Raw genomic sequence first — 19479 nt, 5'->3', positions numbered from 1 at the left:
TCACTCAGGGCCGTTCGAAGGCCTGGAGGATCCCGCCGAGTGAGAAGCACAGGGCGCCGCACAGCGTCCCCCAGTTGGCGACGCCGGCGTCGACCAGGCTTCCGGTGGCGGGCCGGGTGAACGCGGCGAGGGCGGAGGCCATGAACAGCACCGATCCGAGCTGGTTCACCGCGACGATCCACCAGCCGAGGCTGCGCGAGCGCAGGCAGGGCCAGGGGCGGTGGCAGATCTCGACGAACGCCAGGTGTCCCGAGAGCAGGAAGAGCAGGCATCCGATCACGTCGGGGGCCCAGATCAGCCGGTTGGCCTGCTGGACGGTGAGTCCCTGGAGGAAGGAGTCCAGGAGGTTGACGCCGAAGACGAGCGTCCCGGCGAAGAGTACGAACGTGCTCAGCCAGTCCAGGCGCATCGGCTCGTACCCCCACCACTTCCAGGCGGTGATGACCAGTCGGCCGCCTTCGGGGGTGTGGCGTGGCCCGTTGAGCACCTGCAGGAGCGAGACGTAGCCGCCGGTGTTGAAGAACAGGCCTCCCGCGAAGTAGATCGCGGCGCTCTCGGCGGTGTCGCCCCAGCCGAACTGGGCCACGGCGGCGCCGAGGGCGAAGAGGGCTCCGCCGATGACGAACGCGGCCGAGGCGATGCCGCCCAGCCGTCGCAGGCGGCCGAGGGCCTCGGCATCGGCCGTCGTCGTCCTGGCGGCCGTCCCTCCCGGGCCGCTGACCGCGAGCGTTCCGCGCCTGCGGGCGGAGCGCGATTCCCAGACCACCGTGTCACCTTCGGGGCGCTGCCAGGTGAGCCGGGTGGTGAAGGGTCCCGCGCCTTCGGCGCGCTGATGGGGCAGTTCCACGGTCGTCAGCCCGCCTCGGTCGTCCGCTTTTCCATGCCGGCCAGGGTGAGCGCGGTGTTGACCAGGCCGACGTGGCTGAACGCCTGCGGGAAGTTTCCGAGTTGGCGTCCGGAGACGGGGTCGTACTCCTCGGCGAGGAGTCCCACGTCGTTGCACACCGTCAGCAGCCGTTCGAAGAGGGCGCGGGCCTCGTCCTCCCGGCCCATCAGGTGCAGGGCGTCGGCCAGCCAGAACGAGCAGGCGAGGAAGGCGCCTTCGTCGCCGGGCAGTCCGTCGACGGAGTCGGCGGTGCTGTAGCGGCGGACCAGTCCGCTGCGGCCGAGTTCGGCGCGCACGGCGTCGACGGTGCCGGTGACACGGGGGTCGTCGGGCGGGAGGAATCCGACCCTGGGGATGAGCAGGGTCGCCGCGTCGAGTTCGCGGGAGCCGTAGTACTGGGTGAAGGTGCCCCGCTCGGGGTCGAATCCCTTGTCGCACACGTCGCGGTGGACCGCGTCGCGCATGGCGCGCCATCGGTCCACCTCGCCGGGCAGCGAGGGGTCGCTCTCCAGCGTCCGCACGGCCCGGTCCGCGGCCACCCAGGCCATCACCTTGGAGTGCACGAAGTGCCGTCGGGGGCCGCGGACCTCCCACAGTCCTTCGTCGGGCCGGCGCCAGTTCTGTTCCAGGAAGTCCAGGAGTGCGAGCTGGATCCGCCAGGAGTGGGCTTCGGCGGGCAGACCGGCGGACCTGGCCAGGTGCAGGGCGTCGATGACCTCCCCGTACACGTCGAGCTGGAGCTGGTCGACGGCCGCGTTGCCGACGCGGGCGGGCGCGGAGGAGGCGTAGCCGCTCAGCCAGGGCAGTTCGCTCTCGGGGATCCGCCGCTCGCCCCCGATCCCGTACATGATCTGCAGGTCGGCGGGGGCTCCGGCGACCGCGCGCAGCAGCCATTGCCGCCAGGCGCGGGCCTCGTCGAGGAAGCCGGTGGTGAGGAGGGAGCCGAGGGTGAGTGTGGCGTCGCGCAGCCAGCAGTAGCGGTAGTCCCAGTTGCGGACGCCGCCGATCTCCTCGGGCAGGGAGGTGGTGGCGGCGGCGACGATACCGCCGGTCGGGGCGTAGGTGAGGGCTTTGAGGGTGATCAGGGAGCGGGTGACCACTTCCTTGTAGGGGCCGTCGTAGCGGCATTGGGAAGCCCATGCGCGCCAGTCGGAGAGGCTGCTGTCCAGGGCCTCGAAGGGGTCGGTGGGTTCGGGGCGCGGGTGGTGCGAGGGGTGCCAGGTCAGGACGAAGGCGACGCGGCGGCCGGCGGTGACGGGGAACTGGGAGCGGGTGCTGTTGTCCTCGCCCCAGGTGCGGACGGGGGGTTCGCTGCGGAACCAGACGGAGTCGGGCCCGGCGACGGCGACCCGTTCGCCGTCGCTGCGGCGCACCCAGGGCACGACGTGCCCGTAGTCGAAGCGCAGGCGCAGGGTGCTGAGCATCCTGACGGTGCCGCTGATGCCCTCGACGATGCGGACGACGTCGGGGGCGATGTCGCGCTGTGGCATGAAGTCGATGACCTTGACGGTGCCGGTCTCGGTCTCCCAGTACGACTCCAGGACCAGTGAGCCGTCGACGTAGGCGCGTCGGGTGCAGCGCTCGCCGTCGGCGGCGCCGAGGGGGGCGATGCGCCAGTGGCCGTTCTCCTCGTCGCCGAGGAGTCTGGCGAAACACGCCCCCGAGTCGAAGCGCGGCAGGCACAGCCAGTCGATGGACCCGTCGCGACCGACGAGTCCGCTGGTCATGAGGTCGCCGATGAGTGCGTAGTCCTCGATGGGTTGTGTCATTGGAGCGCTCTTCCCCCGAATGTCCGGGGCCAATCAGCCGGGGCCCCGGACACCCCGGGACGGCGCCAGGGGGCGTCCCGGTGAGATGCCGCCTCAGGTGCGTACGAGGAGCAGTACGGCGGCGAGGACGGTGCCGAGGGCGAGGGCCAGGGCTCCGTGGGCGAGGCGGTGGGCGCGCAGGACGGGGAGGAAGCCGTCGACGGCGTACCGGCCGGGGCCGGTGAGGGTCAGGGCCGCGGCGCCCGCGGTCAGCAGGAGTTCGTACTCGATCCCGGCGGGGGCGAAGAAGGCGCCCGTGCCGTGGACGGCGATGGCGTTGACGAGGGTGCCGACGACCGCGGCGCCGGCGGGCGGGGTGAGGAGGCCGGCGGCGAGGCCGAGGCCGCCGAGGGTCTCGGTCAGTCCGGCGAGGACCGCCATGGCGTCGCCCGCGGGGTAGCCGCTGGCGGTGAAGAACTGGCCGGTTCCGCTGATGCCGCCGCCTCCGAACCAGCCGAAGAGCTTCTGGGCGCCGTGTGCGGCCATGGTGAGGCCGAGGACGAGCCGCAGCAGCAGCAGGCCGGTGTCGTGGCCGGGGGTGGAGGGGGCGGCGGGCCGGGGCTGCGCGGCGGTCGCGGCGGCCTGCGGCTTCGCGGCGGTCGCGGAGGGGCTGGTCATCGTTGGGGGTCCTTCCGGTGGTGCGGCCCGGGGAGGCAGGTGAGAAGTTGTTCAAATTCGAACCGCTGACCATGGACCCTAACCGGTGATTCAAATTCGAACAACCCGTGTAGAGTGGCCCCATGGCTGAACCGCGATGGCTGGACGAGCGCGAGATGCGCGCCTGGAACGGCTTCCTGGCCGCCTCGGCCCTGGTGAACCGGCGCCTCGACCAGCAGCTCAAGGACGACGCCGGGCTGTCGCACCCGCAGTACGAGATCCTCGTACGACTCGCCGCGGCCCCCGGGCGGGAGCTGCGGATGACCGAGCTCGCCAACGGCCTGATCAACTCCAAGAGCGGGCTGACGTACCAGGTCACCCAGATGGAGAAGGCCGGACTGGTCCGCCGCCGCAGCTGCCCCTCGGACGTACGCGGGGTCTTCGCCGTGCTCACCGACGCCGGCAGCGCGAAGCTGGAGGAGGCCGCGCCGGGCCACGTCGCCACGGTCCGGGAGGTCCTGGTCGACGTCCTGACCCCGGCGCAGCTCGATGCGCTCGCCGAGGGGCTGGGCGAGGTCGGGCGCCGCCTGCGCGGGCAGGGCGCCTGAGCGGCTCCGGACGCCGGGCAGGTATCACCATCCGAAAACGGGGTATAGGGGCGCCATGGACGGAAAGGTCTGGCTCATCGTCGGCACGGTCCTCACGGTGGGCGTCGCGATCGGCGCGGCCGTGCTGTTCGTACGCGTGCTCAGGGCGCGACGGCTGCTGACCGACGCGGGCATCCCGCTGCAGGACAAGGCCCTGTTCTGGGCCGCCCTGATCTACACCGTCTCCCCCGTCGACCTGATTCCGGACCCGGTGTACCTGGACGACATCGGGATCCTGATGCTGGCGCTGCGCTCCCTGCACGCGGCGGCAGCGGCCGCACGGCCGTCGAAGGAGCCGGGCGTCGACGTCCGCACGACCCGGGTCTGACCCGGAGGGCGCGGAGCACGCGCCCGGGTCCCCGCGACCGGCGTGTACGCCCCTGCGGCGGGGCCGCGGACCGGGGGTCAGCGCACGCCCCGGGTCCGGAACTGGATGCTGATGCGGGGCCCGACGGCCCGCGCCGACTTCGGTACGGCGTGTTCCATCGTCCGCTGGCAGGAGCCGCCCATGACCACGAGGTCGCCGTGGCCGAGCGGCAGCCGCAGCAGGGCGGCCCCGCCGTCGCGGGGGCGGATGGCCAGGTCGCGCGGGTCGCCGACGGAGACGATGGCGACCATGGTGTCCTCGGTGGAGGAACGGCCGGTCCGGTCGCCGTGCCAGGCGACGCTGTCCCGGCCGTCGCGGTACAGGCACAGCCCGGCGGTGGTGAACGGCTCGCCCAGCTCGGCGGCGTAGTGGCCGCCCAGCACGTCACGGGCCTCCACGAGTGAGGGGTGCGGCAGGGCGTCGCCCTCGCCGTAGAAGGCGAGCAGCCGGGGCACCTCCACCTCCCGCTCGTACATCTGCCGCCGCTCGGCGCGCCAGGGCACGTCGGCGGCCAGCCGCTCGAACAGCTCGTCGGCTCCGCGCAGCCAGCCGGGCAGGTGGTCGACCCAGGCCCCGGCGCCGAGCTCGGTCCGGCACAGCCCGTCGAGGGGCCGGAGGCCGATCTCGTCGCCCTGGTCGAAGAGGGAACCCTGGAGGCCGTGGACTGCGCGCATGCCCCCAGCCTAAACGCATAACCGAACACGTGCACGAATCCTTGTTTCAGAGCGGCTGCTCGCGGCGCGGGGGGCGGGACGGCCTGATCAGGAGCGTGACGGCGAGCGAGGCCGCGGCGGCGAGGGTGATCGCCGTGCCGGGGCCGAGACACTGGGCCAGGCCGCCGGCGATCACGGCGCCCAGACCCTGCCAGGTCATCCGCCCCGCCGATTCGACCCCCTGGACCTGCCCGCGGATCGCTTCGGGGGTCAGTTCCAGGAGTTGCTCCTGGAGGGGCAGGGTGGCGGCGAACCCGGCACCGGCGAGGAACACCGCGACCGCCAGGACGGGCGCGGGCGGGTGAACGGCGAAGAGCAGGAAGGGGGCGGCGAGCAGCAGCCGCAGGGTGGAGGCGTGGCGGCGGCGGGCCGCCGCGCTGAGCAGCCTGCCGACGGTCAGGTCGCCGAGGAGCATGCCGGCGGATCCGGCGGCCAGGAGGGTCCCGGCGTGGCCGGGGTCGTAGGAGATGAAGAGGGCCTCGCAGCCGACGACCAGGCCGTTCGGGACCCACAGGGCCAGCAGCAGCGCCCTCCGGCCGGGGTGCGCGAACAGCTCGGCGTTCGTCCGCCAGGTCTGCCGCAGGCCCGGGCGGCGGGTGAGCCGGACCGAGTGCTCCCGGACGGTGGCCGCGACCACGGCCGCGCCGAGGGCGGTCAGGCAGGCGGCGATGACGAAGACGCCCCGCGGGCTCGCGCAGCGCAGCAGGAGGGCGCCGACGGCGTAGCCGAGGATCGCCGTGCCGCCCGAGGTGATGTTCATCAGGGAACGGGCCGACGCGTAGGCGGAGGTCGGCACGACCTCGCAGAGCAGCCCGAGCCGCGCGCCCGTCCCCAGGGACTGGAAGAAGCCGAGGAGCAGCAGCAGGGCGAACCGGACGGCCAGCGGCAGCCCCGGAACCGCCTGCGCGGCGACCCCGGCCAGCGAGGCGAGTTGGAGCAGGACGACGGTCCGGCGCGGACGCCCGCCGTCCGCGAGCGACATCAGCGTGAGCGCGCCGAGAACCGTCGCGAAGGTGGCGCCGTACATGCTCACGGCCGTCAGGAAGGGGGAGCCGGTCTGCTCGTCGACGAGCGTGCCGAGCGCGAAGCCCGAGAGGGTGCTCGCCGCGACCGTCAGGGTGGAACCGGCGTACAGGCCGGTGAACTCCCTGTTGCGGAGCAGGCCGAGATAGCCGGTGGAGGCGGAGAGGGGGTCGGGTACGGGGGCCGAAGCGGAGTGGGTCGTGGGGCGGGTCGCGGGGTGGGACGTGGGGTGGGACGTGGGGTCTGAAGGCATGAAAAAAGCCTCCGGACGCATGCACGGGGCACGCACGCCGAAGGCCAACACCGGTGATTCTAGCCGCAATCCCGGCCGCTCGCCGCGCACCGCGGCTCCCACGACCGTCCCGAAACGGCATTACCGCAGCGTAACTGTGTGATCAGGGACTCACGGTCTTGGCCGCGGGCCCGCCGCACGGTAGCGTCACGGCGACATTTCCACATAGCGACGACGGCGAGACGGAAGCCCGGTGTGAATCCGGCATGGTCGCGCCACTGTGTGCTGCGGTGGCCTCCCCCAGGGGGCGTCGTGGCGAGTCAGACCCGAGGACCGTCGTCCTGCACCACCGTATGGGACGCGTTGTTCCCCAAGGAGGTTCCATCATGGCCGAGGCTGTCGCTTCCGCTGCCATATCCACCCCCGCCGTCTCCCCGTCGGCTCCGCTGCCCGTGCGCGCCGTACTGCCCTGGGCGGTCTTCGTCGGTCTCCTGATGCTCGTGGCGCTGTACTTCGTCGGTGCCGAGCAGGGCGCCACCGCCGTGTTCGCCGGCGAGGGCGTGCACGAGTGGGTGCACGACGGCCGCCACCTGCTCGGCTTCCCCTGCCACTGAGAGGCCGCGCCCATGTACGCCTCTACTGTCAGAGGTCTGCTGGTCCGCGGCATGCTCGCGGGCCTGATCGCCGGACTCTTCGCCTTCGCGGTCGCCTACGTGGTGGGTGAGCCACCGGTACGGGGCTCCATCGCCGTGGAGGAGGCCGCCGCCGCCCAGGACGCCGCGAGCGCCCCGAGCGGCCACGCCGGGCACGGTGGTGACGCCGCGTCGGGCGGGGCCGCCGAGGAGGAAGAACTCGTCAGCCGACCGGTCCAGTCGACCGTCGGCCTGGCCACCGGCGTGCTGGTCTACGGAGTCGCGCTGGGCGGTATCGCCTCGCTCGCGTTCTCGTTCGCCCTCGGCCGCGTCGGCGGGTTCAGCCCGCGGGCGACGGCCGCGCTCACCGGTGCGGGCGCGTTCGGCCTGGTCTACCTGGTGCCGTTCCTCAAGTACCCGGCCACCCCGCCGGCGGTCGGCAACCCGGACACCATCGGGCAGCGCACCACGCTGTTCTTCCTGATGATCCTGCTGAGCGTGCTGCTCGGCGTCGGCGCGATCATCCTCGGGCGACGGCTGGCACCGCGCCTGGGCAACTGGAACGCGACGCTGACGGCGGCGGGCGGCTTCGTCGCCGCCACCGCCCTGGCGTTCGTGTTCCTGCCGGACAACAGCGACGCGGTGCAGCCCGGGTTCCCCGCGGCCCTGCTGTGGGAGTTCCGGATCGCCTCGCTGGCCGTCCAGCTCGCGCTGTGGACGGTGTTCGCCGTCGTCTTCGGCGTCCTGGCCCAGCGGCTCCTGGCCGCGCGCACCGACGACGCGGAAGTGACGGCCCGGCAGCAGGCTCCGGCCCTCGGCTGATTCACCGCCACGTCCGCGCACGGGCCCCGCGCCCCCACTGGGGGGTGCGGGGTCCGTGCGCGTCCGCATGTGTGCGCCGGTCCGCACACTTCGCACCGCGGCCTAGGTGTAGTGCCCCTGGACGCACTCGGGCTCTCCGACAACGCGGCGAGGTGCGGCACCGGACGCCGCGGGCCCGACGGGACTTTGACGGCAGGACCTAGGATGTACGGATGAGCGGAGGCACGCACCTGGCAGGTGCGCACGATGCGCGGGAGCGGGGTGACCGGCTGGAGGTCGCCGCAGCCGTCCTGGCCCTGCTCGCGGACCGCACGCGCCTGGCGCTGATGGAACGGCTCGGTCGGGGCGAAGCGGACGTCACCACGCTCACCGAGGCGTGCGGGGCGGCCCGGCCCTCCGTCAGCCAGCACCTGGCCAAGCTCCGGCTCGCCGGTCTCGTCACCGCCCGCAAGGACGGGCGCCGCGTGGTCTACGCCCTGCGCCACGGGCACCTGCGCCGGCTGGTGGACGAGGCCATGAACGTCGCCGACCACCAGGTCGGCTCCCTGCCGCCGCACGACTGAGCCCGCCGGCGGGCCCGCTCCCCGTTCCCCCGCGTTTGCCCGCTCTCCGCCTCCCCGCGCCACGCTTCCCCGCGCCCCGATCTCCGCGCAATACGTGCACGCGTGCGCACATGTTGGGTACGATGGCATCGCGTCATCGATCCGCCGACCGGAACGGGGGCCGCCCTTGCCGTCCGTGCTGCGCAACAGGACCTACCGCCGCCTGTTCACCGCCCAGGTCGTCGCCCTGGTCGGCACCGGGCTCGCCACCGTCGCGCTGAGCCTGCTCGCGTACGACCTGGCCGGCGACGGCGCCCCGGCGGTCCTCGGCACCGCGCTGGCGATCAAGATGACCGCCTACGTGACCATCGCGCCGCTGGTCACGGCCATCGCCGACCGGGTACCGCGACGAACCCTCATGGCGGCGACCGACCTCACCCGGGCCGCAGTGGCGGTAACCCTCCCCCTCGTCGCCGAGGTATGGCAGGTCTACGTCCTCATCTTCGTGCTCCAGGCGGCTTCGGCGGCCTTCACCCCGGCCTTCCAGGCCACGATCCCCCAGGTCCTGCCCGACGAACACGACTACACCCGGGCCCTGTCGGCGAGCCGGCTCGCCTACGACCTGGAGAGCCTGTGCAGCCCGGTGCTGGCCGCGGCGCTGCTCACCGTGGTCTCCTACGACCGGCTGTTCGCCGGCACCGCCGCCGGCTTCCTCGCCTCCGCCGCGCTCGTGACCGCCACGGCGCTGCCCGCGCCCGCCCCCGCCGAGCGGACCGGCGGGGTCTACGCCAAGGCCGCCTTCGGGACCCGCCTGTTCCGCGCCACACCGCGGCTGCGGGCCATGCTCGCCCTCGACCTGGCGGTCGCCGCCGCCGGAGCCGTGGTCTTCGTGGACACGGTCGCCGTCGTCCGCGACCACCTCGACCGGACGGCAGGCGCGGTCTCCGTCGCCCTCGGCGCGTACGGCGCCGGGTCCGTACTCGCCGCGCTCGCCCTGCCGCGGCTGCTGCGGCGCACCACCGACCGCGCGGTGATGCTCTCGGCCGCCGCCAGCCTCCCGGCGGTACTCGCCGCCGTGACCGTGCTCACCGCGACCGCCCCCGGCCCCTGGTCCTGGCCCGCGCTCCTGGGGGCGTGGGCGGTGATCGGAGCCGCCTGCTCCGCCGTTCTGACCCCCGGGGGCCGCGTGCTCCGCCGCTCCGCCGCCGATGCCGACCTGCCCGCCGCCTTCGCCGCCCGCTTCTCCCTCTCCCACGGCTGCTGGCTGCTCACCTACCCGCTGGCCGGGTGGCTCGCCCCGTGGGCCGGGCTTCCGCTGACGGCCGCGGTCCTGGGGGCGGTCGCCCTGGCCGCCACCGCCGCGGCTGCGGCGATCTGGCCGGTCCGTGACCCCTACCGGCTGGAACACGTGCACCCGGACCTGCCGCCCGGTCACCCGCACCTCGTCGGCGCCCGTGCGGCCGGGGGCGGTTGGCGGCACGGCCACCACTACGTCATCGACCAGCACCACCACCGCTGGCCCGGGCGGGCCGGCTCGCGCCGGAAAACACCTCGCCGGTCGCGGCCGGGGTCGCTACGATCACCGCGATGACCACTTCCTCCCTTCACGGATCGGAGGTCCCCACCGCGCAAGGTGAGTGCTGATGCTCACTCGGACCGCCGACCGGGACCCCCGCCTCGCCCTCTGGCTCCGCGTACGCGAGTACGCCGTGCCCGTGTCCATGATCGAGACTGCGACCGCCCGCCGCCACGTCGGCGACTGGGCCGCGGCATGCGCCGCCGCACGCATCGACGTCGATTTCAACCTGCGTTCACTGGCGCGCTCGCACGGCCGCGACCTCGCGGACCGGATCCGGGCCGATCTTCGCCACCTGGCTCCCGACCTGCTTCGCTGGCACATGCCGCGCGTCGCTCCCGACGGGCTGCTGCGCCCGGGCCTGACCGTCACCCTGGCCCGCTACGACACCGCCGGACCCGAGGACACCGCGCCCCCGGTACACCTCGTGGCCCGTACCCCGCCCGCCTGGGCGGACGGCGGGCAGCGGATCAGCCTCGCCCTGTGGGACGGTTCCCGCTCCGAGACCGGGGTCGCCGCCCGTGATCCGCGGCGCAGGTCCCACCCCGACCGGCGGTTCCGCCTCGACCTGCACCGCCACCTGTGGGACGCGCGCAGGACGGACGAGTTGCGGGCCCGTTCCGGGGCCGACCGGCCGGCCGGCGACGGCCCGCCCGGACCGGAACCGCAACCGGAACCCACGCGAGCACTGCCGCCGGAACACCGCTGGGCCGCCGACCGGTGGGCGGTCGACCGGTGGGCCGCGGAGGCCGCGATCGTGCTCCGGGCCGAGGGCCGGACCGCCGGCGGCGTCACCGTCCGGCTCGGGGCCCGGCAGCGGCTGGTCCTGGACCTGGTCGCGGACGGACCCGGCCTCGGCCCGCCGTCCACGCTCCGGATCGGGGCCGCCCCCACGGACGGCAGCGCCCGCACGCTGCCGGTCCTGCCCGACGCGGCGGCGCGGGTACTCCCCGACCTGGAACTGCTGCGCACCGGTTCCATCGAGGCCGACCGGCTGCACCCCCTGGTCGCCGCCGCCCTGGCACCGGGTCACGCGTCGGCCCGGCCGCCACGGACCGGGGAACCGGAGCCGGGGACCGGCCCCGGGCAGCCGCGCCGCGTCGAATGCCGCGGAGCCCGGCACCGCATCGGCCTCGTCGACGGGGTACTCGCCCCGCTGGACCACGACCCGGCCGAGGTCCGGCGCGAGGAACTGCTGGCCGCCCTGTCCGGCACCCCCCTGCCCTGCCTCCAGGCCATCGACACGGCCCACCGCCGGCCGGACTGCCTCGCCGGCGTCCGCGAACGCCTGGACCACGGTGACACCGCCGGGGCGCTCGCCGTCGTCGAGGGCCTCCTGGGCCCCGGCGCCCTGCTGCGCCCCGGCGCCCTGCGGGACGAACTGGAGGCGGCCGCCCGACGGCGGATCACCTACGGGCTGTTCCGCGCGGGCCTGGCCGGACCGGGCCCCGAGCGCCTGCCTCCAAAGGACCGCCGCCCCCGGCAGGACCGCCGGGCCGCCTGAGGCCGTGCCCTGCGGATCATGCAGGGCCCGCGCCGGCGGACCCGTACCCCCGCCGCACCCGCTCCCCGTATCCACCCGGCCTTTCCCCCTCCCCCTCACGCATCCACAGGTGATCACCCATGCCCATGAACACGCCCGCCGCCTCCCGACTCGACGTCGCCGGCGAACTGCTGGCCCTGCTCCGCGAGACCACCACCGAGCCGCGCCCCGACAACCAGCTCGAAGCCCTCACCCTGGCCGTGGCCGCGGACCTGCCCGTCCTGCTGTGGGGTGAGCCGGGCATCGGCAAGACCGCCGCCCTGACCCAACTCGCCGCCGCCCTGGAGCTGCCGCTCACCACGGTGATCGCCAGCGTGCACGAGCCGTCCGACTTCTCCGGACTGCCCGTCGTCGGCGACGATCCCGCGGAGCAGGGCGTCCCCATGGCCCCGCCGGACTGGGCGGTGCGCCTGGTACGGGCCGGGCGGGGGCTGCTCTTCCTCGACGAGCTGTCCACCGCGCCGCCGGCCGTACAGGCCGCACTGCTGCGCCTCGTACTCGAACGGCGGGTCGGCGCCCTGCAACTGCCGCCCGGGGTAAGGATCGTGGCGGCCGCCAACCCTCGGTCCTCGGCGGCCGACGGCTGGGAGCTGAGCCCACCGCTGGCGAACCGGTTCGTCCACCTCCAGTGGACCCATGACCACGACGTCGTCGTGCGCGGTCTGGGCGGGACCTGGCCGCGGGCCACCCTGCCGCGCCTCGACGCGCGGGCGCTGCCGGCGGCCGTGGACCACGCCCGCCGTGCGGTGTGCGAGTTCCTCACGGCGCGGCCTCCGCTCGTCCACCGCCTGCCCAACGGCGAGACACGGCGCGGCGGCGCCTGGCCGTCGCCCCGCAGTTGGGACATGACGCTGCGTCTGATCGCGTTCGCCACCGCGGCCGGCTCCTCCAGGGAGGTGCTGTCCATGCTGGTCCGGGGGACGGTGGGAGACGGTCCGGGGCTGGAGCTGCTGGCCGCCCTGGACCGGATGGAACTCCCGGACCCCGAGGTGCTGCTGGCCGACCCGGCCGGCGCCGAGCTGCCCGAACGGGGCGACCAGCGCCAGGCCGTCCTCGACGCAGTCGTGTCGGCGGTGTGCCGGCGCCCGGAGAGGTCCCGCTGGGACGCGGCATGGGCAATCATGGTCCGGGCGCTGGAAACGGGGGCCCCTGACCTGGTGGTCGTCCCCGCGACCTCGCTGGCCGCGCTCCGCCGGGAGGAGTGGGACGTTCCGGCAGCGATCGAGCGGCTCGCCGGGGTGGTGGACCTGTCCCGGCGCGCGGACCTGGCCGCTGAGCGGACCGCAGACCGTACGGGTGTCCGCGCGGGGGCCGGCCGATGAGCGCCGTGGCACCGGGGGCGCTGGACCTCGACAAGCTCTTCGCGGCGCGGCTGCACGCCGCGCGGGTCCGCCCGTACCTGGCGACGGCCCTGTTCGCCCTGCACACCGTGGAGTCGCGGCAGGTGCCGACGATGGCCGTCGACACGTACTGGCGCTGTTACGTATCGCCGGGTTTCGTGGACCGCACGCCGGTGGAGGAGTTGGCCGGGGTGTGGGTCCACGAGGTGTCGCACCTGCTGCGCGACCACCACGGGCGCGGTGACCGGGCGGCGCGCCTCCAGGGGCTGACCGGCCCGGGGGCGCGGCTGCGGATGAACATCGCCGCGGACTGCGAGATCAACGACGACGTGTTCGGCGAGGGGCTGGTCCGGCCCGAGGGCGCCGTCACTCCGCAAGCCCTGGGCCTGTCCGGGGGTGAGCTGATGGAGGACTACCTGCGCCAGTGCGGGCTCGGGCCGTGGACGCAGGGCCTGGCCTGGCTGGACTGCGGCAGCGGCGCCGACGGGCTGGAACGTGACTGGGACCTCGGGCCGGACGGCGCGCACGGCCTCAGCGAGCAGGAGCAGGACGCGGTCCGGTTCCGGGTGGCGCAGGGGATCAACGGGCGGCCGGGGCACACCCCCAGGGGATGGAAGCGGTGGGCGGAGGAGGCCTTCCACGCACCGCAGCCGTGGCGGGAGCTGCTGGGAGCGGCGGTGCGGTCGGCGACCTCCGGCGCGGGCGCCGGCGAGGACTACAGCTACGGCCGGCCCTCCCGCCGCTCCGCCTGCCTGCCGGGCGTCGTCCTGCCGAGCCTGCGGCGCCGGCCGCCGCGGGTCTCCGTGGTGATCGACACCTCGGGGTCGGTCAGCGACGCCGAACTGGGCAGCGCGCTCCTGGAGGTCGCCGCGATGGCGCAGGCCGTGGGCGGCCGCCGCGATCTGGTCACCGTGGTGGCGTGCGACGCGGCGGCACGGATCGTGCATCCGCTGTGCGAGGGCGAGGGCATCGCGCTGGTGGGCGGTGGCGGTACGGACCTGCGCGCGGGTTTCGCCAGAGCACTGGGGGCGGGGCTCCGGCCGGACGTCATCGTGGTGCTGACGGACGGGCAGACGGCCTGGCCCGCCGTCCGGCCGCCGTGCCGGACGGTGGTGGGCCTCTTCGCCCGTCCGACGCCCTCGCGGTGGGACGAGGACGATCCGCGGTACGTGCCGGACCGGACCCCGCCCTGGGCCCGGGTGGTGTCCATCGGACCGTCCGCTTCCGCCCGATGAGCCGCGCCGTCCCCGCGGCGCCGACGGCCGCGGGGACCGTCCGGGGTGCGCGGCGTGGTCAGGCCGCCGCCGGCTGGTCCGCCCGGTCGGCGGGCTCCGCGGGGCTGAGGCGTCGTACGCCGTGGGTGGTGGCGAGCCTGGCGATCAGCAGGCAGTAGGCCGGCGCGGCGACGAGTTCGAGGACGAGTGCCTGCCACGAGGCGTCCGCGGCGTTGCCCGACTCCGCCAGCTGCCCCAGGGCGACGGTGATGCCGTAGGCGGTGACGTTGTTCGCCACGTGCACCGCGATGGCGGCTTCGAGGCCTCCCGTGCGGACGGTCAGCCATCCCCACCACAGGGCGGAGTAGAAGAGCAGGGCGAAGCCCGACACCTCGCCGAAGCCGTGGGCGACGGCGAAGAGGGCGGACCCGATGACGATGCCGGGCCAGGGGGACGTGAGGAAGCCGCCGAAGAACTGGGTGATCCAGCCACGGAAGACGAACTCCTCGGCGGCGGCCTGGAACGGGATCAGCGCCCACAGCACGACGAGGCCGAGTGCGAACCGGGACCAGCCGGGGAAGTCGCCCGCGAGGCTCTCCTGACCGTCGCTGAGGTAGCCCCACAGCGCCAGCCCGCCCATCTGGAGCACGATCAGGGGGAAGGCGACCGCCGAGCAGCGGGCCAGCCAGCCCCAGCGGATCCGCCCCAGGACGGAGACGACCGTGCCGGCGGGGCGGCTGCCGCACCAGCGGACCGCGAGCAGTACGACGGGGATGCCGGCGGCTATGGAGAGCAGGGCGAGCGCCTCGTCGGCGAGCGGGTCCTGGAGGATCCGCTCGCCGTCCTGGGGGGCGAAGTCCAGGCCCAGCACGTACCAGACGAGGGCGCCGAACGCGATCACCAGCAGCGGAACGATCAGGTTGCCGACGAGGACGAGGAGGAACTCCCCGATGCGCTGCGGGGTCTTCTGGCGGCCGTTGCGTGCCTGTTCGTGGTACGCGCTCGCGGCCGGCGCCGTCTGCGTCCGCGGCTGCGGAACGGCCGGGGCGCCGAACGGCGGACCGCCGTGGGCGGTGGGCGGCCACCCCTGCGCGGGGGCCGGCCATTGCGGAGCGCTTCCGGCCGGCGCGGCCCAGACGTCGGGCGGGGGCGTATCTGACACAGCGGGACCCTTTCCGTCACGGCCGTTCACACGCCCATTCGATCACGTGACCGCCCGGCGGCTCAGTCGGATGTCGTGCGGGTTCCACCGGGGGCGGGCCGGGGGCGCGGCTCGGCACGGGGGGCGGGCAGGGGCAGGGAGAACCAGACGGCCTTTCCCTCGGCCGTCGGGAGGGTCCCCCAGGAGGCGGCGAGGGAGTCGACGAGGAGCAGACCGCGGCCGGATTCGGCGTCGGGTTCGGCGAAGCGCGCCTGGGGCAGGACCGGGCTGCCGTCGCAGACCTCGACGCTCAGTTCACGGCCGACCTGGCGCAGTCGGAGGCGGACGGGGCCGCGGCTGTGGTTCACGGCGTTGGAGAGCAGTTCGGAGGTGAGCAGGCAGGCGGTGTCGCACAGTTGCTCTTCGTCCCTGCCCCACTGGGCCAGGGTGGAGCGCAGGAACCGCCGCCCGGCGCCGACGCTGCTCGGGTGGGCGGCGAGGAGCATGCTCTGCGAGGTCACCGGCGCGTCGGGAATGCGGACGAGCAGGAGGGTGACGTCGTCGGGGTTGTCGTCGGCGTCGGGCAGCAGGTCGGCCAGCAGCCGGTCGGCGGCCGCCTCCAGGCCGTCCGTCGTCGCGACGGCCTTCTCCAGCGCCGCCGCGAGGTTGTCCACTTGGCCTTCGATGTCGCTGTCGGGCGTCTCGACCAGGCCGTCCGTGTAGAGCGCGAGGACCGAGCCGGGCTGCACGGTCTGCCGGGTCTCGTGGTGGGGCACCTCCCCCACCCCCAGCGGCACGCTCACCTCGACGGGCAGCCGGGTGACCTCGCCCCCCGGGTTGACGAGGAGGACCGGCAGGTGCCCGGCCGAGCACATGGTGATCTCGGCCGCATCGGCGTCGACGACGAGGTAGCAGCAGGTGACGAACTGGTCCGGCAGTTCGCTGACGACCGCGTCCAGGGCGCGCATGAGCTGCCAGGGCGGCATGCCGGTCTTTGCCAGTGCGTGCGAGGCGGATCGGAGCTGGCCCATGACGGCGGCGGCGTCCAGGCCGCGCCCCATCACGTCGCCGACCATCACGCCGACCCGGCCGCCTCCCAGCGGGATGAGGTCGAACCAGTCTCCGCCCACCCCGGCCCCCTGCCGGGCCGGGAAGTACCGGCTCGCCGTGGGCATTCCCGGTACGTCCGGCGGGGATCCCATGAGGCTGCGCTGGAGGGTGAGCGCGACGTGGCGCTGCTGCTCGTAGAGCTTCGCGAGCATCTCCTCGGCGGACTTGCGTTCGGTGACGTCGCGGATGGCCGCGGAGACCAGGGTGCCGTCGGGGGTCTCCAGCGGGCTCAGGCTGATCTCCACGGGGAACTCGCCGCCGTCGCGGCGCAGGCCGTACAGATCCAGGCCCGCGCCCATGGGGCGGGTCCTGCGGTTGGCGAAGTAGCCGTGCCGGAAGCCGGAGTGGTGCCCGCGGAACCGTTCCGGAACGAGCACCTCGACCGGTCTTCCCAGCAGGTCCTCGCGGGCGTACCCGAAGAGGGCCTCGGTCTGCGCGTTGACGAGCTGGATCGCGCCTTGCTCGTCGACGATCACCATCGCGTCCGGTGCCGCCTCCAGCAGCGCCCGGAAGCGCTCCTCGGCGGCCCTGCGCTCGCTCACGTCGCGTACGGCCGCCGAGATCAGCAGGCCCTCCGGGGTCTCCAGCGGGCTCAGGCTGATCTCCACGGGGAACTCGCGCCCGTCCCGGCACAGGCCGTAGAGCACCAGGCCCGCGCCCATCGGGCGGACCTGGCGGCTGGCCGCGTAGCCGAGCCGGTGGCCCGGGTGGTGGCCGCGGAACCGTTCGGGGACGAGGACCTCGATGTGCCGGCCCAGGAGTTCCCCGCGGGGATGGCCGAACAGGGCCTCGGTCTGCGCGTTCACCAGCCGGATCACCCCGGCGTCGTCCACGATCACCATCGCGTCCGGTGCCGCTTCCAGCAGAGCCCTGAAGGGCTCTTCAGTCGTCGCTGCCACGCTGCGCCTCGCAGTCGTCGAATCCCGCAGAAGCAGACATCGGACCACGTGGCTGAATCTCGCGCTTCCGGTTGACCGCATGCGGCGGCAATTGACCGATTCTGCGCGCCGGGCACGCCCGGGGCCGACGCGGGTGGACGCGGTCGGAGCGGGGCTGACGCGCCCCTACGGACGGCGGAGCCGTAGCGGCAGCGCTGATCTATGGTGGCGGGAGGACCGGCCAGGGCGGACGCGAGGCGAGGAGATCCGGTGCGTGACGCAGAGTTCTTCCGGAGCTGGATGACGGCCACCGCGGCTGTCGTGGAGCGTGAGGCGGACCGGCTGACCGAACTCGACTCCCCCATCGGGGACGCCGACCACGGGAGCAATCTGCTGCGGGGTTTCAAAGCGGTGCGCACCGCTTTGGACACGGAGGCCCCGGCGGCGCCCGGCGCGGTGCTCCAGCTCGCCGGGCGGACGCTGATCTCGACGGTCGGCGGCGCCTCGGGACCGCTGTACGGGATGCTGCTGCGGCGAACCGGCAAGGAGCTCGGGGAGGCGGCCGAGGTGTCCGACGGCGAGCTGCGCGAGGCTCTGGACAAGGGGGTCGGCGCGGTGGCGCAGCTGGGCGGTGCCGCGCCGGGCGACAAGACGATGCTGGACGCGCTGCTGCCGGGCGTGGCCGCGCTGAGCAGCTCTTACCGGGCGGCCGCGGAGGCGGCTGAGAACGGGGCCCTCGCCACCGTGCCGATGCAGGCGCGCAAGGGGCGGGCCAGCTATCTGGGCGAGCGGAGCATCGGGCACCAGGATCCGGGCGCGACCTCGTCGGCGCTGCTGCTCGGGACGCTCGCGGACGTGGCGGAGGGCGCGCGGTGACGGCCGGACAAGGCGACGGGGCCGCCGCCTCGCAGCCGGCCCTGGTCGGGGTCGTACTGGTCTCGCACAGCGCGCCGGTCGCCGAGTCGGTGGCGGAGTTGGCGCGGGGCCTGGCGGCGGGCGGGCCGGTGGTGCCGGTGGCCGCGGCCGGCGGCACGTCCGCAGGCGGGCTCGGCACGAGCGCGGAGCTGGTCATCGCGGCCGCCCGGGAGGTGGACCGGGGTGCCGGGATCGCGCTGCTCGCGGACCTGGGAAGCTCGGTGCTGACGGTGAAGGCGCTGCTGCTGGAGGACGAACTGCCGCCCGGTTCACGGCTGGTGGACGCCCCGTTCGTCGAGGGCGCGGTGGCGGCGGTGGTCGCCTCGTCGGCGGGAGCCCCGCTGGCCCAGGTCGTGGAGGCCGCCGCCGAGGCGTACGCGTACCGCAAGGCCTGAGGACCCGGGCGGGCGGCGGCAGCCGTCCCGGCCGGGGCCTGGCGGTCGCGGCCGGGAGTCAGCGTCCGCGCAGCGACTGGATCTCGCGGCGGTCGCGCTTGGTGGGGCGGCCCGTGCCCCGGTCGCGGATGCCGACGACCGCGGCCTCCACGGGGGTCGGCGGCGGCGGGCTCTTGTCGATCAGGCACTCGGCGGCGACGGGCGCGCCCACCCGCTTGGACACGGGCCGCTTGACGACGACGATCCGCTCGCGCCCGGCGTGGAAGAGGCGTACCTCGTCGCCCGCGCGGATCGGCTGCGCCGGCTTGGCACGTTCGCCGTTGACCTTCACATGGCCCGCCCGGCAGGCGGTCGCCGCGATCGAGCGGGTCTTGGTCAGACGCACGGACCAGATCCACGCATCGACCCGCACCGTGCCCGTTTCCGTTCCCGATACCTCATCAGCCATGCCCCGACTCTAGTCCTGTGGCCGGAGAGGACGGAACGACGTTTTCGTGGCTTTCGGCAGATGCACCAACGGTCCTGGCACCTACCATGGAGATCCGCCCAAGAGAATTGCACATGCGCCATACGTGCGCCTACCGTGTCGCACATGCAGTCCTACACCATCGGACAGGCCGCGCGGCTGCTGGGCGTCAGCCCGGACACCGCGCGGCGCTGGGCCGACGCCGGCCGGGTCGTGACCCATCGCGACGAGGCCGGCCGGCGGCTGATCAACGGCCATGACCTGGCCGCCCTCTCCGTGGAGGTGGGCCAGGGCGCCCACACCGAGGACGGGGAGCCGTACACCTCTGCGCGCAACGCCTTCCCCGGCATCGTCACGGCCGTCCGGCTCGGCGACGTGTCCGCCCAGGTCGACATCCAGGCGGGCCCCCACCGCCTGGTCTCCCTGCTCACCCGCGAGGCCGTCGAGGAACTGGGACTGGAGGTCGGCATGCGGGCCACCGCCCGCGTGAAGTCCACGAGCGTGCACATCGACCGCGCCTGAACCCCAGACGCCGCCACCCGACGTCCGCCGCGGTCGCCCGCCGCCCCACCCCGCCGAGCAGCGCTGCTCGGCACCAACGAAGCGTTCCCACCCGCTCCGCCCCCCACCGG

General features: G+C 74.2%; 20 protein-coding genes. 12 read left to right on the top strand and 8 right to left on the bottom strand.

What is annotated here, in order from left to right:
* Positions 1 to 4: 4 nt before the first annotated feature.
* The 3 genes from ACFWFZ_RS01220 to ACFWFZ_RS01210 form a co-directional block, all read right to left on the bottom strand.
* Positions 5 to 847: a hypothetical protein gene (locus ACFWFZ_RS01220; protein WP_387114757.1), complete on the bottom strand. Its 843-nt coding sequence runs from the start codon at positions 845 to 847 to the stop codon at positions 5 to 7.
* A 5-nt stretch (positions 848 to 852) separates the two neighbouring features.
* Positions 853 to 2655, bottom strand: coding sequence for a glycoside hydrolase family 15 protein (locus ACFWFZ_RS01215; RefSeq protein WP_387114755.1), 1803 nt, complete (start codon positions 2653 to 2655; stop codon positions 853 to 855).
* A gap of 93 nt (positions 2656 to 2748) precedes the next feature.
* Positions 2749 to 3312, bottom strand: a complete 564-nt coding sequence (locus tag ACFWFZ_RS01210) for a DoxX family protein (protein WP_387114751.1) — start codon at positions 3310 to 3312, stop codon at positions 2749 to 2751.
* Positions 3313 to 3434: 122 nt separating this feature from the next.
* Here ACFWFZ_RS01210 and ACFWFZ_RS01205 point away from each other — a divergent pair, with 122 nt between their 5' ends.
* Both ACFWFZ_RS01205 and ACFWFZ_RS01200 read left to right on the top strand, forming a co-directional pair.
* Positions 3435 to 3899, top strand: coding sequence for a MarR family winged helix-turn-helix transcriptional regulator (locus ACFWFZ_RS01205; protein ID WP_387114749.1), 465 nt, complete (start codon positions 3435 to 3437; stop codon positions 3897 to 3899).
* A gap of 55 nt (positions 3900 to 3954) precedes the next feature.
* Entirely contained in the window at positions 3955 to 4266 is a 312-nt protein-coding gene (locus ACFWFZ_RS01200) for a YkvA family protein (RefSeq protein ID WP_387114746.1), read from the top strand.
* A 77-nt stretch (positions 4267 to 4343) separates the two neighbouring features.
* Here ACFWFZ_RS01200 and ACFWFZ_RS01195 read toward each other — a convergent pair whose 3' ends face one another.
* Both ACFWFZ_RS01195 and ACFWFZ_RS01190 read right to left on the bottom strand, forming a co-directional pair.
* Positions 4344 to 4979, bottom strand: coding sequence for an alpha-ketoglutarate-dependent dioxygenase AlkB (locus ACFWFZ_RS01195; RefSeq protein WP_387114743.1), 636 nt, complete (start codon positions 4977 to 4979; stop codon positions 4344 to 4346).
* 46 nt (positions 4980 to 5025) lie between these two features.
* Positions 5026 to 6294: an MFS transporter gene (locus tag ACFWFZ_RS01190; protein WP_387114740.1), complete on the bottom strand. Its 1269-nt coding sequence runs from the start codon at positions 6292 to 6294 to the stop codon at positions 5026 to 5028.
* Positions 6295 to 6659: 365 nt separating this feature from the next.
* On the opposite strand from ACFWFZ_RS01190, the gene ACFWFZ_RS01185 reads away from it, so the two are divergent.
* The 7 genes from ACFWFZ_RS01185 to ACFWFZ_RS01155 all read left to right on the top strand — a co-directional run bounded on the left by ACFWFZ_RS01185 (position 6660) and on the right by ACFWFZ_RS01155 (position 13963).
* On the top strand, positions 6660 to 6887 hold the full coding sequence (locus ACFWFZ_RS01185; protein ID WP_030657740.1) for a CbtB-domain containing protein: 228 nt from the start codon (positions 6660 to 6662) through the stop codon (positions 6885 to 6887).
* Between the two features lie 12 nt (positions 6888 to 6899).
* Positions 6900 to 7727 (top strand): CbtA family protein, encoded by an 828-nt coding sequence (locus ACFWFZ_RS01180; protein ID WP_387114737.1) that lies wholly within the window; start codon positions 6900 to 6902, stop codon positions 7725 to 7727.
* Between the two features lie 212 nt (positions 7728 to 7939).
* Positions 7940 to 8290, top strand: a complete 351-nt coding sequence (locus tag ACFWFZ_RS01175; protein ID WP_387114733.1) for an ArsR/SmtB family transcription factor — start codon at positions 7940 to 7942, stop codon at positions 8288 to 8290.
* Between the two features lie 166 nt (positions 8291 to 8456).
* Entirely contained in the window at positions 8457 to 9860 is a 1404-nt protein-coding gene (locus tag ACFWFZ_RS01170) for an MFS transporter (RefSeq protein WP_387114730.1), read from the top strand.
* Positions 9861 to 9912: 52 nt separating this feature from the next.
* The gene (locus ACFWFZ_RS01165) at positions 9913 to 11349 is read left to right on the top strand and encodes a hypothetical protein (RefSeq protein WP_387114728.1); all 1437 of its coding nucleotides are present in this window, start codon (positions 9913 to 9915) and stop codon (positions 11347 to 11349) included.
* Between the two features lie 119 nt (positions 11350 to 11468).
* A complete protein-coding gene (locus ACFWFZ_RS01160) occupies positions 11469 to 12710 on the top strand; it encodes an AAA family ATPase (RefSeq protein ID WP_387114725.1) in 1242 nt (413 codons plus the stop codon).
* Positions 12707 to 13963, top strand: coding sequence for a VWA-like domain-containing protein (locus ACFWFZ_RS01155; RefSeq protein ID WP_387114722.1), 1257 nt, complete (start codon positions 12707 to 12709; stop codon positions 13961 to 13963). The genes ACFWFZ_RS01160 and ACFWFZ_RS01155 overlap by 4 nt, the downstream gene beginning before the upstream one ends.
* A 58-nt stretch (positions 13964 to 14021) precedes the next feature.
* On the opposite strand, the gene ACFWFZ_RS01150 is transcribed toward ACFWFZ_RS01155, so the two are convergent.
* Complete coding sequence (locus ACFWFZ_RS01150; RefSeq protein WP_387114719.1) at positions 14022 to 15104, bottom strand: CPBP family intramembrane glutamic endopeptidase; 1083 nt, start codon at positions 15102 to 15104, stop codon at positions 14022 to 14024.
* A 62-nt stretch (positions 15105 to 15166) separates the two neighbouring features.
* Entirely contained in the window at positions 15167 to 17092 is a 1926-nt protein-coding gene (locus tag ACFWFZ_RS01145) for a PAS domain S-box protein (protein ID WP_387114716.1), read from the bottom strand.
* 249 nt (positions 17093 to 17341) lie between these two features.
* Between ACFWFZ_RS01145 and dhaL the strand changes: the two genes are divergently transcribed.
* Together dhaL and ACFWFZ_RS01135 are read left to right on the top strand one after the other, a co-directional pair.
* Positions 17342 to 17947 carry a dihydroxyacetone kinase subunit DhaL gene (gene dhaL, locus ACFWFZ_RS01140; RefSeq protein ID WP_387114713.1) on the top strand — a complete coding sequence of 202 codons (606 nt, stop codon included), beginning with the start codon at positions 17342 to 17344 and terminating at the stop codon, positions 17945 to 17947.
* A complete protein-coding gene (locus tag ACFWFZ_RS01135; protein WP_387114710.1) occupies positions 17944 to 18381 on the top strand; it encodes a PTS-dependent dihydroxyacetone kinase phosphotransferase subunit DhaM in 438 nt (145 codons plus the stop codon). Before dhaL ends, ACFWFZ_RS01135 begins: the two co-directional genes overlap by 4 nt.
* Positions 18382 to 18439: 58 nt before the next feature.
* Here the strand turns inward: ACFWFZ_RS01135 and ACFWFZ_RS01130 are convergent, their stop codons facing one another.
* Positions 18440 to 18829 carry an RNA-binding S4 domain-containing protein gene (locus tag ACFWFZ_RS01130; RefSeq protein ID WP_387114707.1) on the bottom strand — a complete coding sequence of 130 codons (390 nt, stop codon included), beginning with the start codon at positions 18827 to 18829 and terminating at the stop codon, positions 18440 to 18442.
* A 144-nt stretch (positions 18830 to 18973) separates the two neighbouring features.
* On the opposite strand from ACFWFZ_RS01130, the gene ACFWFZ_RS01125 reads away from it, so the two are divergent.
* A complete protein-coding gene (locus tag ACFWFZ_RS01125) occupies positions 18974 to 19369 on the top strand; it encodes a molybdopterin-binding protein (RefSeq protein ID WP_387114704.1) in 396 nt (131 codons plus the stop codon).
* Positions 19370 to 19479 lie beyond the last annotated feature (110 nt).

Origin of the sequence: Streptomyces sp. NPDC060232 (assembly GCF_042726555.1) — a bacterium.
Taxonomy (GTDB): domain Bacteria; phylum Actinomycetota; class Actinomycetes; order Streptomycetales; family Streptomycetaceae; genus Streptomyces.
The sequence above is the reverse complement of the archived record's forward strand: the minus strand, read 5'-3'. Positions and strand labels throughout refer to the sequence as shown.